This window comes from Lysobacter alkalisoli, assembly GCF_006547045.1.
GTDB lineage: Bacteria > Pseudomonadota > Gammaproteobacteria > Xanthomonadales > Xanthomonadaceae > Marilutibacter > Marilutibacter alkalisoli.
On sequence record NZ_CP041242.1, the window covers coordinates 3,838,517 to 3,857,091 of the forward strand.

Here is an 18,575-nt window from a genome sequence, read left to right on the forward strand (position 1 = left end):
GTCAGGCGATAATCCGTTCCGATCGCGCAGGAAGCCAGCAGCAGAGCCGCGCTCGTGGTCTAGTAGCCACAAGCACCGCCCTCCGGTTATGCGAAACCGACTTGAAACGAGATTACAGGTCAGTCGCTGACCTGATTCTCGTAACTGCCCATGTTCCTTTCTTGTTTGGCATCATTGGCAGCCTTTTGAGCGTTCTGCTTGGCCTGCCCAATCGACGAGCTTGCGCTCGTGCCCGACAGTTCCTGGGCCATACCCGCTACCTGATTGCGGACCGTGCCGCCGAAGAAGCTGACCACGGTGATGGCCGCAATCGCGATCAATGCCACGATGATGATGTACTCGGTCATGCCCTGACCGCGCTGACGGGTACCGAAACGACGCTGCTTGAGTTCCATGAGAAATATCCTCTCTTCTCTCGACTTGACTTCGAAACCCCCAATGTCTCGTTAGTGCCGGGGGCATGATGTTGCTGCTCGATTCCTGTTCTTTTCGGCCCTCGGGCGGTTTTCAGCTGACGCTCTGCGGCGAAATATGACACCCAAGGTCTTGCTGACGTTACACGCTTGAGATGACCGTTTCAAGACCTCAGCGTATGGGCGCCGTACAACGGCTGGAGCCAGGCACCAAGCAGAGATAGCGCACCCTCAGTCCAGCCTCACCAGCTCCACGCGGCGGTTGGCAGCTTTGCCATCTTGAGTCGAGTTATCGGCTACGGGCTGACTCTGGCCAAACCCCTGCGCCTGCAGCCGCTTCGCTTCGATGCCCTGCGCGGTCAATGCGGCCGCCACTGCCTGTGCCCGCGCTTCGGACAACGCCTGATTACGGTCGGCATTGCCGGTATTGTCGGTGTGGCCATCGACCGAGAGCTTCAGCGACGGATGCTGTTGTAGCAGCTTCAGCACCTGATCGACCTGCGGTTGAGACTCGGGCAGGATATCGGCCTTGTCGACGGCGAAATGAATCTGCAGCGCGACCTTGCCATCGATATCAAGCTGCTGCTTCAGCGCATCGGCCGGCAACAGGCTCGCGGTAGGCTCGAATGCCTGCGCCTCGACAATGAGCAAGCCGGCATCCATGCTGTTGCTGCACAGATGGACCCAGACCGTTTTGTCGGCAGTCCGGATCACGTAGGTCTGGACAGGATTGTTGTACACATCGCCCCAACCGTCGATCAGGCCAACGCTGACATCGCTGCCGACAGACTTGAGAACCTCGGACGGAATCCTGGAATCGGTAACCTTGACGCCACCCGCCTGTTCGATCACATGCTCAATATTCCGCATCAGCTCAAAGGCGGAGTAGGTCACTCCTTTCTGCGCCTGGATGGTGACCACATAGGTCTTGCCCTCGACCTGCTCCAACCTGTCGCCTGTCCAGAACGGCACCCGTGCGATGCTCAGCGTTCTCGGCTTGTTTATCGGCTCGTATCCCTCTGGAAGCGAAACAAAGGGAAACTCGCCCAGAGCGACCGTCGAGACCGGCGCCTTGCCTAAATCGAAGCCAGCATCGGCGCCCTCCGACTCAGATTCAGCTTGGCCGGACTCCAGCTGACCCGTCGCCGCCGCTTCCTCTGTCATCTCCTGCTCAGCCGGTTCCAGCATCTGCGCGCCTTGGTCCGGGGTATCGACATCGGCCTGCGGGGCCACCCCACAGGCGGCGAGGGCGCCCGCCAGCAGCGTTATCGCAAAGCCGTGGCTCAAGGTGCGGGAAAGTTGCTGGTTCATTTCTATTCTTCTCCTGAAGAAGGTGCCGGCAGGCGAAGGGTGGGCTCCCTGGCCTGTAACTCTTGATGTCGAACCTTGCCCGCGCTACTCCGCGGGCAGGGATCACTGGCCGTACGTCTCGCCGAGTTGCCGGGCGGCCTCCTCGAATTGCTGCTTGACTTCTGCGCAAGCCTCGACCTTCTGCACCGGTGACATGTTCCGCATGCTTTGGTCGACTTCTTTTTCACCGGCATCAAAGCCTGGGTCGAAGGTGGCCGGGTCCATGCCGAACTGGCCGTGCTGGGCCTTTTGTTTCTGCTTCAGTCCGGCCAGTTGCTGATCGGTAGCCGCACCACAGGCCCTCGCCATGGCATGCAACGAACCCACGGCCCTGGCCACCTGCGTCCCAACGTCGCCAGGCCCGCCCTGGGCGTGCAACGAAGGGCTGAATGCAATGGCCACGGCAGCGAGGAGGCAGGCCGGCATCAATGGCTTGATCATGTTGGGCATGGGATTCTCCGTACTTGGATCAGTGGACAGGATTACGTAAACAAAAACCGGAAGCGCCCAGCTTCAGCGATGTTCCCGGATGGAGCTGCTATTGCTCTGACGGAAGCCCCTCCGCCATTTCCTTCATTGCCTCGCCGAGCTGCTCCAACTCGTCGCAGCTTTGCTTCCGCTCGGCGGCGGACATCTGCTCGAACTTGCGCTCGACCGATCTGAACGAGGCGTTGTAGATGCGGTCGTGGTCGGTACCACTCAGACCACGCCCGGCCATGGTTTGCCGCGACTGGGTGGCAGCGGCGTCAATTTCAGCGCGGGAAGAACTTCCGCACACGGCAGCGGCGGCGCTCAGCTGGGCCGCCAACTGCACCATGGCCTCCATAGCCGGATCCAGCGCATGGCTTGTCGCCTCTTCGGTCGTCTCAGGCATGGTTTCTGCAGACCCAATTTCTCGTGCCGTCGATTCGACTGTCTCGGCCTGCTCGGCTGGAACACCGGGTTTGTCAGCGCATCCGACTGCCAGTAGAGGCATCAGGATGGCGAGGGAAAGGGTGTGTCGCAACATCGGGTTTTCCTCGTGTTCTTTCTGGTTTTTTTTTGTAAGGCAGAACCGTAACGCGAGCTCCGTCCTGATTCGGTGCCGATTACGAGGACCAACAATCTCGCTTCCAGCCGCCGGTCGGTAGATCAGTGGCATAGCACGGGGATGCCTGCCTTTTGTCAGAGCATGTTTCAGGGCAGGCGCATCAGTTCGACGCGGCGGTTCTGCGCCTTGCCTGCCTCGGTGTCGTTGTCGGCGACCGGCTGGCTCTGACCGAAGCCGGCAGCCTCCAGGCGTGCGGCATCGATGCCCTGCTCAACCAGCGCAGCGACCACCGCCTGTGCACGCGCTTCAGACAACGCCTGATTGTGGTTGGCATCGCCCGTGCTGTCGGTGTGGCCGTTGACCGAGAGTTTCAGCGTGGAATCCTCGCGCAGCAGCTGCAACACCTGCTCGATCTGCGGCTGTGACTCGGACAGGATGTCGGCCTTGTCGATGGCGAAGTTGACCTGCAGTGCGATCCGGCCATCGGCGTTGAGCTTCTGCCTGAGTTCGCTGGCAGGAATCAATGCGGCAGTCGGAAGGAAGGCTTCAGACTCAGCGATGGCGAGGCTGCCACCGGCGCTGTAGGTATTGAGGTATACCCAGATGTTGCGATCCGGCCTGCGCAGCAGCCAGACCGTACTCGGTTCGCTGGCAATGCCGCCGAGGCCGGTGTTGTGCTCGACCATGATGCCTCTGCCGAGTGACTCGACTGCCGCGTTCGGCACCTGGCCTTCGAAAATCTTGGTGCCACCGGCACCGGCAATGACATGGTCGAGATTGCGCTTGACCTCGTACTGCGACATCTTCTTGCCGTCCACGGCACCGATGAACGTCGACCAGAGCTTGCCTTCAACCCATTCGAAGCGGTCGCCGACCCAGAACGGAAAACGGTCGAAATCCCGGGCTTCCCAGCTCCGCGGCTCGTATCCTGTCGGCAGCGCGAAGTACGGGAACTCGCCCAGCGCGGCCTGCGACACCGGAACCGAGGTGATATCGAACTCCGTTGCGCTGTCCACCGCCGGTGCTGCGGCCGGTGCAGCATCGACATCGGCACCAGTCGTCGCACTATCGACGGAAGTCACCGCTTGTGCCTCCGGCTCCTCGACTGGTTGGCTGCAGCCGGCAAGGGCGAGCCCAAGGACAAGCAGTACCAGGACGGAAGCGGGGACGTTCATGAAGGGCGGGCGCTGCAACATGTGGAAACTCCATGTTCCGATGAGGGCAGTAGGTCAACGAATCGCCAGTTTCGGGGTCTCTGTACACCCGTACCGTGATCGGACCGGGCGACCTTAACAGCTTTGCATATGAGCTGCGAAGACCGCCGCCTCGTTTTTTGCAGCCGCGAACCGCTTGTCTACTAGGATGCGGCAACCTGGTAGCCGCGCATCACGACATTGCATTCAGCTAGGCGACGTCTTGGTAACGGACAAAGGGAAACAACGCACGAAAACAGGTGGGCACGACATGGCCGATCAGATCCTGACCAGCTCGACCCGTCGGTTCTTCGCCCGCCCTGCCTCGGTCGCGTTGTCGGCAACCGGTTCGCTCTGGCCCTGGCCCTTCGCCTGCAGGCGCGACTCGTCGATACCGCGCGCGATCAGTGCAGCGACCACCGACTTGGCACGCGCTTCGGAAAGTACCTGGTTGTGGGCAGCATCGCCGGTATTGTCGGTATGGCCGTTGATCGACAGCTTCAGCACCGGATCGTTGTTCAGCAGGCTGGTGACCTGCTCGATCTGTGGCATCGAGTCCGGCATGATGTCGGCCTTGTCGACTGCGAAGTGGATCTGCATGGCGACCTTGCCATGGGCGTCGATCTCTCGCTTGAGCGCATCGGCCGGTAGCAAGCTGGCAGTCGGCTCGAACGCCTTGGCCTCGACGATGATCAGGCCGGCGCCGGCACTGTCGGCGCACAGGTGCAGCCAGACCGTCTTGTCGGTGTTGCGGATCACGTAGGTCCGCACCGGGTAGTTGTAAACATCGCCCCAGCCGCCGACCAGACTTACGCGGACATCACGGCTGACGCTCTCAAGCACGTCCGGCGCGATGTTCGAGTCGGTTACCAGCATGCCACCGGCCTGCTCGACCACATGCTGGATATTGCGCTCAAGTTCCAGGTGGGAGTAGGTCCAGCCCTGCTGCTCCTGGATCGTCGCCATGTAGACCTTTCCTTCGACGTTTTCCAGCCGGTCGCCCGTCCAGAACGGCACTCGCGCGATATTCAGGGTCTGCTCGTCAATCGCTTCATAGCCCTCCGGGAGCGCAATGAACGGAAACGCGCCAAGCGCACGGTCGGACACCGGCACCGAGGCAAGGTCGAAGCCGACCGGCTTCGCCGGCTCGGGAGCAGGCCCAGGGGCTGCAGCCGGGCTGACGGCTGTTTCGGCCGGGGCGGACTCGCCGGCCTGCACCGGCTCTCCGTCCTGTGTTGCGACGGCCTGCTCCGAGCGACCACAGGCCACCAGTACACCGATGGCCATCGCCACAAGCACACCACGTCGCATGATGCTGATAGAACACCCGATATCCATCTTGCTCCTTTCCTTAGTTGTTCAGTTGCGGGGATCCTGGGTAGTCGCACTGGCCTGCAGGGCCTTGCCCGGTTCTCTCACGGCACGCAGGCATATGCTGAAACTGTTGCGGTCAATGATCGCCTCGTGTCCACGCGCAAATTCCGATGCTTTTGGCCATCAATGCGGTCTGCTCGCGTCATTCGTGCTCATCATATCGGCGCATCTGCGACAAATCGCGCGTCTGCTCCCGGAATCGTGATTGGGATAACACCTGCAGGCGCTGGCACCGCAATGAGAAGTGAAGAGAGCAGACCTGCCCGATCAACCTGACCGGCACCTCAGCTGCGCAGCCCTACACCCCGCTTCAGCAGCCACAGGCCGAGCGCCGCCAGTGCGACCACGAAGCCGAGCATCAGCGCGTAGGCCACCCACAGCCGTACGTCGCTCGCACCGAGCAGGCCGTAGCGGAACGCGTTGACCATGTAGAAGATCGGGTTGGCGTGGGTCGCGGCCTCGGCCCAGCCGGGCAGCAGCTTGACCGAATAGAACACGCCGCCGAGGTAGGTCAGCGGGGTCAGGATGAAAGTCGGGACGATCGCGATGTCGTCGAACTTCTTCGCGTACACAGCGTTGACGAAGCCGGCGAGGGCGAAGATGGTCGCTCCCAGTATCACCGTGGTCAGGGTGACGAACGGGTGCGGGATGCGCACCTTGGTGAACAGCATGGCGATGCACAGCACGATCGCGCCGACCGCGAGTCCGCGCGCGACCGCGCCGGCGACGTAGCCGGTCAGGATCACCCAGTTCGGCATCGGGCTGACCAGCAGCTCCTCGACATGGCGGCCGAACTTGGCGCCGAAGAAGCTCGAGGAGATGTTGCCGTAGCTGTTCTGGATGATGCTCATCATCACCAGGCCCGGCACGATGAAGTCCATGTAGGCGATGCCGTCCATGGTGCCGATGCGCGAGCCGATCAGGCCGCCGAAGATCAGGAAGTACAGGGTCATCGTGATCGCCGGCGGCACCAGGGTCTGGCCCCAGATGCGCAGGATGCGGGTGATCTCGCGGCGCACGATGGTGCCAAGGGCGACGAAGTTGCGCCGGGCGGCGCTGGTCGCCTCGTGGTGCGTGGCATCGGTCGTGTTCATGCGGTCGGCTCCGGGGCGACCTGGGTGGTGCTGTCGGTGGCATCGATGGCGTTCTCGCCGGTCATGCGCACGAACAGTTCCTCCAGGCGGTTGGACTTGGTGCGCATCGATCGCACCCGGATGCCGGCCTCGCCGAGCGCGGCGAACACCCGGTTGAGGTCCATCGAGCGCGGCATCTCGACATCGAGGGTGTGGTCGTCGGGGGCGATGATGGTCGTGCCCTCGATCGCCGGCAATGCCGTCGGCAGCCGGCCGTCGATATCGAACAGGAAGCCCTCGACGTCGAGTTTGGCCAGCAATGTCTTCATCGGACCGGCTGCAACGATGCTGCCGCGGTCGATGATGGCGAGGTTGCGGCACAGGCTCTCGGCCTCTTCCAGGTAATGCGTGGTCAGGATGATGGTGGTGCCAGCAGCGTTGATCTCGCGCAGGGTCTGCCACATGCCGCGGCGGATCTCGATATCGACGCCGGCGGTCGGTTCGTCGAGGATCAGCAGGCGCGGCCGGGTCATCATCGCGCGGGCGATCATGAGTCTTCTCTTCATGCCGCCGGACAGGGTACGGCTCATCATCGCTGCCTTGTCCCACAGCTGGGCGCGGCGCAGTTCCTGCTCGGCACGCACCAGCGCCTCGGCACGCGGGATGCCGTAGAAGCCGGCGTAGTTGACCAGGATGTCGAGCGGCTTCTCGAACATGTTGAAGTTGAGTTCCTGCGGCACCAGGCCGATCAGGCGCATGGCGGTGTCGCGCTCACGGACCAGGTCGGTGCCGAAGATGCGCACCTCGCCCCCGCTCAGGTTCACCAGCGAACTGACAATGCCGATCAGGGTGCTCTTGCCGGCGCCGTTGGGGCCGAGCAGGGCGAAGAAGTCGCCCTGGGCGACGTCGAGCGAAACGCCCTTGAGCGCCTCGACCCGGTTGTCGTAGGTCTTGCGCAGACCACTCACGCTGAGGGCGGGGACCGACAGCGCAGGTGCCGCAACGGCGGCGGATTGCTCGTTCATGGTGGGAGTCATGGCCAGGCCTGGGCCGCGGGCACCGCGGCGATAGCCGTTATTATAGGCGGCCGACCGTCCATGCCCCGGGCTACAGTGTTCCGCCCGGCGCACTCCGCCGACGCATATGCTGTCGCCCTGCCCGAGCGACACACAGGACCGACCGACCACGTGGCCATCCAGCATTTCCCGCTCAAGCTCATCTCCCGCCGCATGCTGGCCCCGGCCATCGGCCACTACAGCTTCGTCCGCGACGACGGCCTGCCACTCGACTTCATCCCCGGCCAGTTCATCCAGGTCCACTTCGAGTACGCCGACGGCACCGCGACCAAGCGCAGCTATTCGCTGGCGACCATCCACGATCACGCGATGGGTCCGGGCGAGGCGGTCGAGATCGCGGTCAGCTACGTCCCCGGCGGCGCGGCGACGGCGCTGTTCGAGGGCCTGGAGGTCGGCGGCACGGTCGACGCCAGCGGTCCGTTCGGCCGCTTCTGCCTGATGCCGGGCGATGCCAACGCGCGCTATCTGTTGATCGCCACCGGCACCGGCGTGACCCCGTACCGCTCGATGCTGCCGCAACTTGAAGCGGCAATCCGCGAGCGCGGCGTGCAGGTGGTCCTGCTGTTCGGCGCACGGACTCCGGCGGAGCTGCTTTATGGGGATGAATTCCGCGCCTTCGCCGACAAGCATCCGGACCACTTCCGCTTCATGCCCTGCTTCTCGCGCGAGCTGCCGGACGCCGGGTCCCCGCACGCGCACGCCGACGTCCGCCACGGCTACGTGCAGCAGTTCCTCGACGAGGTCGCACCGGATGCCAGCCATGACATCGCCTACCTGTGCGGCAACCCGAACATGGTCGATGCCTGCTTCGAGGCGCTGAAAGCATGCGCGCTGGAAGTGAAGCAGATTCGCCGCGAGAAGTACGTCAGCAGCAAGTAACGCGCCGGGCGGGCGGGCCATTATGTCAAGCATGCTTGACATGGCGCCCACACAGAGGGATGCTTGTGTCAAGCCTCCTTGACACAAAGGGTCCGCCATGACCGCTGCCGTTTCCCGCCGCTACCTGCGTGAATTCATCCCCGCGATGACGGGCTATGTGGTCGTGCTGCTGGCTTCGGTCCATGCCCTCAGGGCCGTCGATTCCCCCCTGGCGCGTGCCGCGATCGCGCTGCTGCCGGTGATCCCGATCGGCTTTGCCGCCCGCGCCCTGCTGCGGTTCGTACGCGACAGCGATGAACTGCAACGGCGGATCCAGCTGGAGGCCTTTGCCCTGGCATCGCTGGTACTGACTCTGGGCGCCTTCTCGCTCGGCCTGCTGGGCCGCGCCGTGTTGCAGCCGCTCGATGGCGCCACCGTGCTGATCTGGATCCTTCCGCTGTACGCACTCCTCTACGGCGTGTTTGCAGCCGTCACCTCGCGGCGCTACCAGTGAGAAGCCGCGTCCGCGAACTGCGCGAGGCACGCGGCTGGTCACAAGCGCAGCTTGGCGAACGTCTGGAAGTTTCACGGCAGACGATCAACGCGATCGAAACCGGCAAGTACGATCCCAGCCTGCCGCTGGCGTTCCGGATCGCCGCCTTGTTCAACGCCACCATCGAATCGATTTTCTTTCCCGAGGGGGACGCATGACTCCACCACTGCGGTTCATTCCACTGCTCACGCTCGCGGCCGCGCTGCTTGCTGTCGGCTGCCAGCCGGAGGATCCGGCCGCGGTGGCGACCCGGATCGACACTTCCGTACATCAGTACGGCGAAATCGCGTTCAAGCCCTGCGTGCTCGGCGGCGAACGCGGCATGCCGACGGTCGGCGCCCAGTGCGGCCGCTTCGAGGTCGCCGAGGATCCGGCTCGGCCTGAAGGCCGCCGGATCGAGCTCAACATCGCCTGGCTTGAAGCCGAACGCGGTGCCGGCGCCGCCGACCCGGTGTTCTTCCTCGCCGGCGGGCCGGGCCAGGCGGCAACCGCCGTGGCGCCTATGGTCGACCGCGCCCTCAGGGACGTGCGCAAGCAGCGCGCGATCATCCTGGTCGACCAGCGCGGCACCGGACAGTCCAACCCGCTCGATTGCCGCGCCCCGGACGGACGGCCACTGCAGCTGGAACCGGAACGGATGGCCGATCCCGAAGCCGCCGGAGATTACTTCCGCCAGTGCCTGGAATCGCTGGAAGGCCGCGCCGACCCGCGCTTCTACACCACCGGCCACGCCCTGGCCGACCTCGACGCGGTGCGCGCGGCGATGGGCGTGGAACGCATCAATCTGGTCGGCGGCTCCTATGGCACCCGGGTCACTCAGCAGTACGCCGCGCGCTACCCGCAACACACCCGCAGCGTGGTACTCGATGGCGTCGTCCCGAACCGGCTGGTGGTCGGCGGCGAGTTCGCGCGCATGCTCGATCGCAGCCTGCAACGGCAGGATGCGCAATGCGCCGGGACGCCGGCCTGCAAGGCCCGCTTCGGCGAGGACCTGATCTCGCGCATCCGCGCATTGCAGTCGCGGCTCGCCGAACAGCCGGTGGAGGTCAGCTACCGCCATCCGACCACCTTCGCACCGGGACAGGACCAGTTGACCGCGGACACCCTGATCGGCCTGGTGCATGGCGTGTCCTATGTGCCGCAACTGGGCGCGGTACTGCCGCTGGTCATTAGCGAGGCCGAGCAGGGCCACTACGAGCCGATGATGTCGATCGCCCAGCTCTGGAGCGGGCAGATGGAGGACATGATGAACCTCGGCATGCAGCGCTCGGTGGTGTGCGCGGAGGACGCGCGTCGCTACGAACCCGACCCAGCCGATGCCGGCACCCTGATGGGCACCGAACAGGGCTCGCGTTTCTTCACCGGCTGCGACTTCTGGCCGACCGGCGACGTCCCGACCGATTTCAACGCACCGTTCAAAGGTGAACTGCCGGTCCTGCTGCTGTCCGGCGAACTGGATCCGGTGACGCCGCCCGAGTACGGCGACGAAGTGGCCGGCGATCTGCCCAATGCGCGCCACTTCTCTCTGCGCGGACAAGGCCATGGGGTGATGGGCGTGGGCTGCATGCCGCGCCTGATCGCACAGTTCATCGAGTCGGCCGACCCGCAGGCACTCGACGCCAAGTGTCTGGACGCCCTCGACTACGTTCCGCCGTTCACCGGCTACAACGGCTGGGAGCCCTGAGCGCGACACACCAACCGGTACGCGCCACTGCTCCCCACTCACGGAATCTCCAATGATCATCGCAAACGACCTGCACAAGGCGTTCAAGACCCGGACCGGCACGGTCACCGCGGTCGAAGGCGTCAGCTTCAAGGCCCACGACGGCCAGATCACCGGCCTGCTTGGCCCCAACGGCGCCGGCAAGACCACCACCCTGCGCATGCTCTACACGTTGATGGCGCCCGACCGCGGCGACATCCACGTCGACGGCATCGATGCCGCTCACGACCCGGCTGCGGTGCGGCGCGCGCTCGGCGTGCTGCCGGACGCGCGCGGCGTCTACAAACGCCTGACCGCGCGCGAGAACATCGCCTACTTCGGCAGGCTGCATGGCATGGACAGGACGGACATTGCCCAGCGCACCGCGGCATTGTCCGATGCGCTCGACATGGCGGACATCCTGGACCGCCGCACCGAGGGCTTCAGCCAGGGCCAGCGGACCAAGACCGCGATCGCCCGCGCACTCGTACACGACCCGAAGAACGTCATCCTCGACGAACCCACCAACGGTCTGGATGTGATGACGACGCGGGCAATGCGCGAATTCCTGCGCCGCCTGCGCGCGGAGGGCCGCTGCGTGATCTTTTCCAGTCACATCATGCAGGAGGTGGCGGCACTGTGTGACCGCATCGTCATCATCGCCAAGGGTCGGGTGGTCGCCGCCGGCAGCGCCGACGAACTGCGCCAGCGCTATGCCGAAACCAATCTGGAGGACGCCTTCGTCAAGGCGATCGGTTCGTCGGAGGGCCTGCACGCATGAACACCGCATTCAAAGGCAAATCGCCACGTCGGATCGGCTTCTTCGCCTCGCTGCTCACCGTGGTGCGCAAGGAACTGCTCGACATCTCCCGCGATCGCCGCACCCTGGCCCTGGTCCTGCTGCTCGGGCCGGTGCTGTTCCCGGCAATGATGCTCGGCATGGGAGCGCTGAGCGAACAACGTGCCCGGACCCAGCTCGAAGGCGTGCTGAAAGTACCCATGGTCGGTAGCGAGCGAGCACCCAACCTGGTCGCCTGGCTTGCCAGCCAAAGCATCGAGGTGGTCCCTGCACCCGACAACCTGGAAGCGTCGATCATCGGCCAGGTGGTCGACGTCGGCCTGGTACTGAGCGAGGATTTCGGCGAAGACTGGCATGCCGGGCGCTCGGCCTCCATCGAGGTGGTCTACGACAGCACCCGCCGTTACGCCGAACTGCCGGTGCGGCGGCTGCAGATCGCGCTGGAGGGCTACCGCCGCCAGGTGGGCAATCTGCGGTTGATGGTGCGCGGCATCGACCCGGTTGTGATCCAACCCATCGCCGTGGGCGAGCGCGACCTGGCCAGCGTCGCTGCCAAGCAGGGCCAGATGCTGGCGGTGCTGTTGCCGTACTTCCTGATCCTGACCTCGTTCATCGGTGGCGCGGCCCTGATCATCGACGCCACCGCCGGCGAGCGCGAGCGGCAATCGCTGGAGCCGTTGCTGGCCACGCCGGCACCGCGCAGCGCGACGGTCAGCGGCAAGATCACCGCTGCCTGTGTGTTGGGGCTGATCTCGCTGTTGCTGAGCCTGCTCGCGTTCAAGGGCGCGACCCTGATCGACATCAGGGCGGCGAAGCTGCTCGATGTCAGCTTCGAGTCGATCGCGCGGATGCTGTTCATCCTGTTGCCGATGATGCTGCTGGGCAATTCGCTGCTGACCTTCCTGGCCGGCTCGGCCAAGAGCACCAAGGAGGCGCAGAGCCACATGAGTTGGCTGATGCTGCTGCCGATGGTGCCGACCTTCATCCTGATGGTGAATCCGATCAAATCGCAATTGTGGCAGTACGCGGTGCCCTTCCTGGCCCAGAACCAGATGTTGCTGAAGGTGATCCGCGGCGAATGGATCGGCCCGCAGGCATGGGCGGTCTACCTGTCCGCCGCGCTCGGGCTGGCGGCGGTGTTGTGGCTGGCGGCGGTGCACCGGTACAACCAGGAGAAGCTGGCGATCTCCGAGTGATCCGGAATCGAGTGCATTGAATTGAAATGAGAAGCCCGGCGAACGCCGGGCTTCTCATTTGTTCTTCTTCCACCTGAGCGGGAACTCTTCCTCAGCGAAGGCGTGGCGCTGGCTTGCGTTTGATACCGGTTCTCGCCGCTGTCTGGCTGTTCCGACGCGGCCTGCCAGCCTTGACGGCGAATGTCCCCTGGCCGGTGCCGGGGGACATTCGCATCCAAGGGCCTTCGCCCCCGGCGCCTCGATCATCCAACAGACCAGGTGCTCTGGCCCCCTTGGTAACGGGGGCGGCTCGCGCCCCAGGCGCGGGCGGAGGATCGGAAGCATGGCCTGGGGCCCAAAGTTTGCGGTGCGCACTTTGGGAGCTTCATTGGCGCATGCGCCAATGAAGCTGGCCTCACCCCCCGGGCTGAAGCCGATGGTGCGGCGGGTGGTGACCGGATTGGCGAGCGGCTGGAAACGCCAGTTGCGGACCGCGGCGACCGCCTCGCGGTCGAACACCCGCGGGGGACTGGAGCGGACCACACGAGCACTGGTGACCGAACCGTCGGTGCCGACGGTGAATTCGATCTGGACTTCGCCGGACGTGCCCGCACGCAAAGCCTCCGGCGGATAGCGCGGCGCCGGCGTCGACAGCGGCCGCAGATCGGCGGCAGTCGCCCGGACCGGCTCGGCGGCTCGCTGCTGCGCTGCACGCTGGTCGGCAGCGCGCTGTTCCGCGGCGCGGCGTTCGGCGGCAATGCGTTCGGCTTCCTCTTGCTCGGCCTGCTGGCGCGCGGCTTCCTGCTGGGCGGCGAGTTCACGCGCGGCCTGCTGCTGCTGGGCCTGCTGTTCGGTCAGCCGCTGGCGCTCCAGTTCTTCCTGCCGGCGCGCACGCTCTTCGGCGCCGATCCGTTCCTGTTCGACACGACGGGCTGAAGCGGTTTGCTGGGCTTCGATGCTGTCATTGAGCCGGGCCAGGGCCGGATGCTGCGGATCCGCACGCGCGAGCAGCCGGGTCAGCCGCAGCGCTTCGTCGAAGTCTTCGCGCTGCACGCTCTGTTCGATCGCGATGACGGTCATCGGCAGCAGATCGGTCAACGCGCTGGACACCGCCGCATCGGCCGGAGCCTTCTCACGCAGCGCCAGGTAGTACTCGACCGCGTTGTTGCCGGTGGGGGCGTACAGGCGGTTCTCCGCGTAGGCCTGGCGCGCGGCCTCGCGCAGCTCGCCGGCGTCCAGCGTCGACAGCCGATCGGGCGTCTCCCCCTCGTCGGTTTCGGCCGTTTCGGCCGGCGTTTCGGCCACCTCCGGTTCCGGGGCCTGGGCCGGAGTGGCCGGTGCCGGCGCATCCTGGCCACAGGCGACCAGGGCCAGGCCCAGGGCGACGAGCAGGACCACCCGGCCCGCCGCCGCGCAGCCGGCCGTGACCCGATCATGCATTCGGTATGACGTCATTGGTGAAACTCTCCCCTGATTCGAGCTCATGCGAGCAACGCCCTTCATCGCCTCTTCACAGTGCCTTTGTCAAGCAGAAAAGTGGATCCAAAGCACAATTCGCCCGGGTACGCATCCATGCCCGCCCCCCTCACTTGCCGATGCAGAAGCTGGAGAAGATATGGCCCAGCAGGTCGTCGGCATGCACGCGGCCGGTAATCTCACCAAGGCGGTCATGGGCCTGGCGCAGGGCCTCGGCGGTCAGTTCAAGCACGTCATGGTCGAGCTGGGCGCGGGCCTCGGCCAGTTCGGTCGCTGCGGCATGCAGCGCCTCGACATGCCGCCTGCGGGCAGTGAAGGCGCCCGCCCCGTCGCTGCCGGCATGGCCTTGGGCCAGTTCTCGCAGACGCGCATGCAAGGCCTCCAGCCCCGCTCCGGTATGCGCGGACACATGCAGCACCTCTTCGCCGCTCGCCGGTGACCATTCCCCGGGCGCCGCCAGCAGATCCGCCTTGTTGTGCAGCCACAACCGCCGCGGCACCCGGGCAATCGCATCGGCGATGGCCGTGCGTCCACGGTCCGGATCGCGCGCGTCGAGCACGATGATGGCCAGGTCGGCCTGCTGCAGCTCGCCGGCGGCCCGGCGCATGCCCTCGCGCTCGATCGCATCGCCGCCTTCGCGCAGGCCGGCGGTATCGACCAGGGTCAGCTCGACCCCGTCGACCCGGATGGTTTCGTGCAGCAGGTCGCGGGTGGTGCCGGCGATGTCGGTGACGATCGCGCGATCGCTGCCAGCCAGCGCATTGAGCAGCGAACTCTTGCCGGCGTTGGGCGGGCCGACGATCACCGCATGCAGACCGTCGCGCAGGCGGCGACCGCGATCGGCCGCGCGCAGCAAGGTGTCGAGGTCGTCGGCGAGCGTGCCCAGTTTCCGCTTCAGCGCCTCGCCACCGAGCGTATCGATCGGCTCATCGGCAAAGTCGATCGCCGCTTCCACATGCACGCGTGCGGCGAGCAGGTCGGCGGCGATCGCCTCGACCCGGCGCGAGAACTCGCCGTCGAGCGCGCGCCGCGCCGCCCTTGCCGCCTGCAGGTCGGCCGCCGCGATCAGGTCGGCGACCGCCTCGGCCTGGGCCAGGTCGAGGCGGCCCTCGAGGAACGCCCGCTCACTGAACTCGCCCGGCCGCGCCCGCCGTGCACCGAGCACGACACAGGCCTCGACCAGCGCATTGAGTACCGCCGGACTGCCATGCGCCTGCAACTCGACCACCTCCTCGCCGGTGTAGCTGGCCGGTGCGGCGAAATACAAAGCGATGCCGTCGTCGAGCACCGCGCCGCCGGCATCGTGGAAGTGTGCGTGATGGGCGTGGCGCGGGCGCAACGCGCGCTTGCATACCGCCTCGCCGATCGCCTTCGCCTGCGGCCCCGACAAACGCACGATGCCGACCCCGCCCGCGGCGGGGCCGGTGGCGATGGCGGCGATGGTGTCGCGGTTGGGGAGAGGCATGGCGGGACGGTGGCAGAACGCTGAAGGGAACCTCGAAGGCTTCGTCATCCCGGAAAAGTCGAGATGACGAGGTTGTTGCTTTTCCCACAGCCGCCGGAAGCCTGTCCAGAAGCCATCGGGTGTGGCATTGCGGGACCTTCCGAAACATGGATGTTTCGGAAGAGCCTACACGGATGTATTCACGGCGTGTGCCGCAATGCCACACCCGATGGCTTCTCCCGCAGATTACCCGGTGCTATCAAAGACAAAGCCCGCCAACCGGCGGGCCTCGCTTTCAATCGAACGCGCCGCCAACTCACGCCTTCGCCGGCGCCTCCGCGTACTTCTTCGTCATCCACCACTGCTGCAGCAGGCCGAGCGCACCGTTGGTGGTCCAGTACAGCACCAGGCCGGCCGGGAAGAACGCGAACATCACGCCGAACACCAGCGGCATGAACTGCATCATCTTCTGCTGCATCGGATCCATGCCGCTCATCGGCGTGAGCTTCTGCGTCGCCCACATCACCGCCATGTTCAGCGCCGGCAGGATGAAGAACGGGTCGCGCGCGGTCAGATCCTGGATCCACAGGATCCACGGCGCATGGCGCAGCTCCACCGACTCCAGCAGCACCCAGTACAGAGCGAGGAAGATCGGCATCTGCAACAGGATCGGCAGACAGCCGCCAACCGGATTGATCTTCTCCTTCTTGTAGAGCTCCATCATCGCCTGCTGGAACTTCTGCCGGTCGTCGCCGTAGCGCTCCTTGAGCGCGGCGATGCGCGGCTGGAACTTGCGCATCTTGGCCATCGACTTGTACTGCGCCTTCGACAGCGGGTACATCGCCAGTTTGATCAGCAACACCAGGCCGATGATCGCCCAGCCCCAGTTGCCGGCCAGCGAGTGGATCTTGTCGAGCAGCCAGAACAGCGCATTGCCGAGCGCGGCAAAGATGCTGAAACGGCTGTAGTCGATCGCCCGGTCCAGTCCCGGCACGCCCTGCGCCTCGATCTGCTTGGCCAGCTTCGGACCGACCCACAGCCGCGCCTCGGTGGCGGCAGTGGCGCCCGGCGCAACGTTCACGCCCGGACCGACCTCGCGGATCAGGTACTGGGTGCCGCCATTGGCGGACAGGGTCGCCAGCGAGTAGGTGCTCTCGTCGGCCTCGCCCGGAATCCAGGCGGCGAAGAAGTGGTGCTGCAGCATGCCGATCCAGCCGCCGGTCACGCGCTTGTTGAGCGGACCATCGTCGACGAAATCGTCGTACTTGCGGCGCTCGAACTTGTCGATCGCGCTGTACCAGACCGCACCCTGGAAGCTGAAGCTTTCCGCATTCATCGGGCCGGAGCCCTTGACCGCCACCGGCACCCGGCTCAATTGCCGGTAGACGAAACCCTGCCAGGGCGCATCGCCACGGTTGACGACTTCGTCGCGCACGCCGACCACGTAGTCGCCGCGGCGGAAGGTGTACTCGCGGCGGATGCTGACCCCGTCCGGCCCGGTCCACAGGAACGGCACGACCACGCTGTCGCTTGCTTCGGCCAGCACGTAGTTGCGCGCGTCCCCGACAGGCTGGAAGCCCGAGGCATGGGTAGGTGCGGTGCGATCGCTGCTGGTCCAGCCGCTCTGGGCGACGAAATAGCCGATCGGGTCGAGCGTGAAGAGTCGCACCGGCGGGCTGTTGTCGTCGGTGGTGGTGGCGTAGCCGAGCAGATCGGCCTGGCGCAGCTGGCCGCCATCGAGCACGATCTTGAACACGTCGGTGGTGACGGTCACCGCCTCGGCACCGGATGCGATCGGGGCCGTGGGCGTATCCGGGGTGGCGCCCGGCTGCGGTGCGCTGGGCACGCTGCCATCGTCCGCGGCAGTCGTCGGGACCGGACCGGTGACGGCCGGCACGCCGGCATCGGACATGTCGGTGGTCGTGGTGGCGACCGGCGTCGGCTCGGCCACGGGCGCGGCGCGCTCCTTGTCCCACTCCATCCACAGCAGGGTCGCCACCATCAGCCAGGCAATGATCAGGAAAACGCGGGTCTGGGTCATGGAGCGGGACTCTTCAGGATTCGTGGTTTCGCAAAGCGTCAGGCCGGACGTGGCGCAGTCCGGCGCCTCCGGTCGATCCCATCAGGACGGACTACCGGAAGGAAGATCGGCACGGGGAGCGGGCGTCTCGGCAGACGTGCTGGCGCGCATTGTGCCGTCCGCGTCCGCGCGGGGCAACGCACCGGCCCGTTGCAGCAGTTGCAGGAAAGCCTCGCTCAGAGCCTTCCCGTCCTGGCGGGCCGCTCCCGGGCGGGCGACCACGACGTAGTCGCCGGCACGCAGCCGGTCGCGGTGAAGGCGGAACGCTTCGCGCAGGGCACGCTTGATGCGGTTGCGGCCGACCGCGCGCGGATCGACCTTGCGCGAGACGGCCAGGCCGAGACGAGGCACGCCCCGGGTGGCGCTGTCGTCGTCATCGAAGCTGCAATGCAAAGCAAGCACGGGCAGCGCGACACGCCGCCCGTGCTTGAAGATGCGATCGAAATCCCCGCGTGCGCGAACCCGCGCGGCGCGCGGGAAGCGATGGGACGTCATCGGCGTCGATGGCGGTGCGGGCAACGCGTGCCGGCGACCGCGGCCACAGCTGCTGGCAGCTGTTGCTCGAGCGCTCAGGCGCTCAGGCGCTTGCGGCCCTTGGCGCGACGACGCGCAAGGATCTTGCGGCCATCGGCAGTGGCCATGCGCGCGCGGAAACCGTGGTCGCGCTTGCGCTTGAGATTGCTGGGCTGGTAGGTGCGCTTGGTGGCCATGACGTGGCTCTGCGTTATATGCGTAAGGGAACCGCGAAGTCTAACCATCGGTCCGGGCACGGTCAAGCCGCTCCTGACCTGCATTGATCGGGACGCAGACCTGCGCCTCCCGCCTGCGGATGCGCCCCGGGGCCGGATCTCGGCGTGATGGGTCGCCGCCAGGGTTGTGGACTTCCTGTGGGCACTTGACATGCAGATAACGGCGGAACCGCGTAGTTGCAGTGCTTGCGCGCTGTTCCCGCCTCCGCCACGGTGATAGTCTGGCTGAC

19 protein-coding genes are annotated in these 18,575 nt (G+C 65.6%); 6 read left to right on the plus strand and 13 right to left on the minus strand.

Annotation, left to right across the window (positions count from 1 at the left end; translation table 11 throughout):
* Positions 1-119 precede the first annotated feature (119 nt).
* The 8 genes from FKV23_RS16975 to FKV23_RS17010 form a co-directional block, all read right to left on the minus strand.
* Positions 120-395, minus strand: a complete 276-nt coding sequence (locus tag FKV23_RS16975; protein ID WP_141624930.1) for a pilus assembly protein — start codon at positions 393-395, stop codon at positions 120-122.
* Between the two features lie 249 nt (positions 396-644).
* Positions 645-1,724, minus strand: a complete 1,080-nt coding sequence (locus tag FKV23_RS16980; RefSeq protein WP_244244041.1) for an OmpA family protein — start codon at positions 1,722-1,724, stop codon at positions 645-647.
* Positions 1,725-1,826: 102 nt separating this feature from the next.
* Entirely contained in the window at positions 1,827-2,213 is a 387-nt protein-coding gene (locus FKV23_RS16985) for a hypothetical protein (RefSeq protein WP_141624931.1), read from the minus strand.
* An 88-nt stretch (positions 2,214-2,301) separates the two neighbouring features.
* A complete protein-coding gene (locus tag FKV23_RS16990; protein ID WP_141624932.1) occupies positions 2,302-2,904 on the minus strand; it encodes a hypothetical protein in 603 nt (200 codons plus the stop codon).
* Positions 2,905-2,939: 35 nt separating this feature from the next.
* Positions 2,940-3,875 (minus strand): OmpA family protein, encoded by a 936-nt coding sequence (locus tag FKV23_RS16995; protein WP_244244042.1) that lies wholly within the window; start codon positions 3,873-3,875, stop codon positions 2,940-2,942.
* A 390-nt stretch (positions 3,876-4,265) separates the two neighbouring features.
* On the minus strand, positions 4,266-5,273 hold the full coding sequence (locus tag FKV23_RS17000) for an OmpA family protein (protein ID WP_244244043.1): 1,008 nt from the start codon (positions 5,271-5,273) through the stop codon (positions 4,266-4,268).
* 371 nt (positions 5,274-5,644) lie between these two features.
* Complete coding sequence (locus FKV23_RS17005) at positions 5,645-6,454, minus strand: ABC transporter permease (RefSeq protein ID WP_141624933.1); 810 nt, start codon at positions 6,452-6,454, stop codon at positions 5,645-5,647.
* The gene (locus tag FKV23_RS17010; RefSeq protein ID WP_141624934.1) at positions 6,451-7,458 is read right to left on the minus strand and encodes an ABC transporter ATP-binding protein; all 1,008 of its coding nucleotides are present in this window, start codon (positions 7,456-7,458) and stop codon (positions 6,451-6,453) included. The genes FKV23_RS17005 and FKV23_RS17010 overlap by 4 nt, the downstream gene beginning before the upstream one ends.
* Before the next feature lie 72 nt (positions 7,459-7,530).
* Between FKV23_RS17010 and FKV23_RS17015 the strand changes: the two genes are divergently transcribed.
* The 6 genes from FKV23_RS17015 to FKV23_RS17040 all read left to right on the plus strand — a co-directional run bounded on the left by FKV23_RS17015 (position 7,531) and on the right by FKV23_RS17040 (position 12,617).
* Positions 7,531-8,388: a ferredoxin--NADP reductase gene (locus FKV23_RS17015; protein WP_141624935.1), complete on the plus strand. Its 858-nt coding sequence runs from the start codon at positions 7,531-7,533 to the stop codon at positions 8,386-8,388.
* Positions 8,389-8,485: 97 nt separating this feature from the next.
* Positions 8,486-8,881 (plus strand): hypothetical protein, encoded by a 396-nt coding sequence (locus FKV23_RS17020; protein ID WP_141624936.1) that lies wholly within the window; start codon positions 8,486-8,488, stop codon positions 8,879-8,881.
* Positions 8,878-9,078, plus strand: a complete 201-nt coding sequence (locus tag FKV23_RS17025) for a helix-turn-helix transcriptional regulator (protein ID WP_141624937.1) — start codon at positions 8,878-8,880, stop codon at positions 9,076-9,078. Before FKV23_RS17020 ends, FKV23_RS17025 begins: the two co-directional genes overlap by 4 nt.
* Positions 9,075-10,604 carry an alpha/beta hydrolase gene (locus FKV23_RS17030; RefSeq protein WP_141624938.1) on the plus strand — a complete coding sequence of 510 codons (1,530 nt, stop codon included), beginning with the start codon at positions 9,075-9,077 and terminating at the stop codon, positions 10,602-10,604. The genes FKV23_RS17025 and FKV23_RS17030 overlap by 4 nt, the downstream gene beginning before the upstream one ends.
* Before the next feature lie 52 nt (positions 10,605-10,656).
* Positions 10,657-11,403, plus strand: a complete 747-nt coding sequence (locus tag FKV23_RS17035) for an ABC transporter ATP-binding protein (protein WP_141624939.1) — start codon at positions 10,657-10,659, stop codon at positions 11,401-11,403.
* Positions 11,400-12,617 carry an ABC transporter permease gene (locus FKV23_RS17040; protein ID WP_141624940.1) on the plus strand — a complete coding sequence of 406 codons (1,218 nt, stop codon included), beginning with the start codon at positions 11,400-11,402 and terminating at the stop codon, positions 12,615-12,617. Before FKV23_RS17035 ends, FKV23_RS17040 begins: the two co-directional genes overlap by 4 nt.
* A 54-nt stretch (positions 12,618-12,671) precedes the next feature.
* Here the strand turns inward: FKV23_RS17040 and FKV23_RS17045 are convergent, their stop codons facing one another.
* From FKV23_RS17045 to rpmH, 5 genes are all read right to left on the minus strand, one after another.
* Positions 12,672-14,051 carry an energy transducer TonB gene (locus FKV23_RS17045; protein ID WP_341867569.1) on the minus strand — a complete coding sequence of 460 codons (1,380 nt, stop codon included), beginning with the start codon at positions 14,049-14,051 and terminating at the stop codon, positions 12,672-12,674.
* A gap of 130 nt (positions 14,052-14,181) precedes the next feature.
* Entirely contained in the window at positions 14,182-15,537 is a 1,356-nt protein-coding gene (gene mnmE, locus FKV23_RS17050; protein ID WP_141624942.1) for a tRNA uridine-5-carboxymethylaminomethyl(34) synthesis GTPase MnmE, read from the minus strand.
* Between the two features lie 295 nt (positions 15,538-15,832).
* Positions 15,833-17,557 (minus strand): membrane protein insertase YidC, encoded by a 1,725-nt coding sequence (gene yidC / locus FKV23_RS17055; RefSeq protein ID WP_141624943.1) that lies wholly within the window; start codon positions 17,555-17,557, stop codon positions 15,833-15,835.
* Positions 17,558-17,638: 81 nt separating this feature from the next.
* Positions 17,639-18,091: a ribonuclease P protein component gene (gene rnpA, locus FKV23_RS17060; RefSeq protein WP_141624944.1), complete on the minus strand. Its 453-nt coding sequence runs from the start codon at positions 18,089-18,091 to the stop codon at positions 17,639-17,641.
* A 74-nt stretch (positions 18,092-18,165) separates the two neighbouring features.
* Positions 18,166-18,306 (minus strand): 50S ribosomal protein L34, encoded by a 141-nt coding sequence (gene rpmH, locus FKV23_RS17065; protein ID WP_027070414.1) that lies wholly within the window; start codon positions 18,304-18,306, stop codon positions 18,166-18,168.
* Positions 18,307-18,575 lie beyond the last annotated feature (269 nt).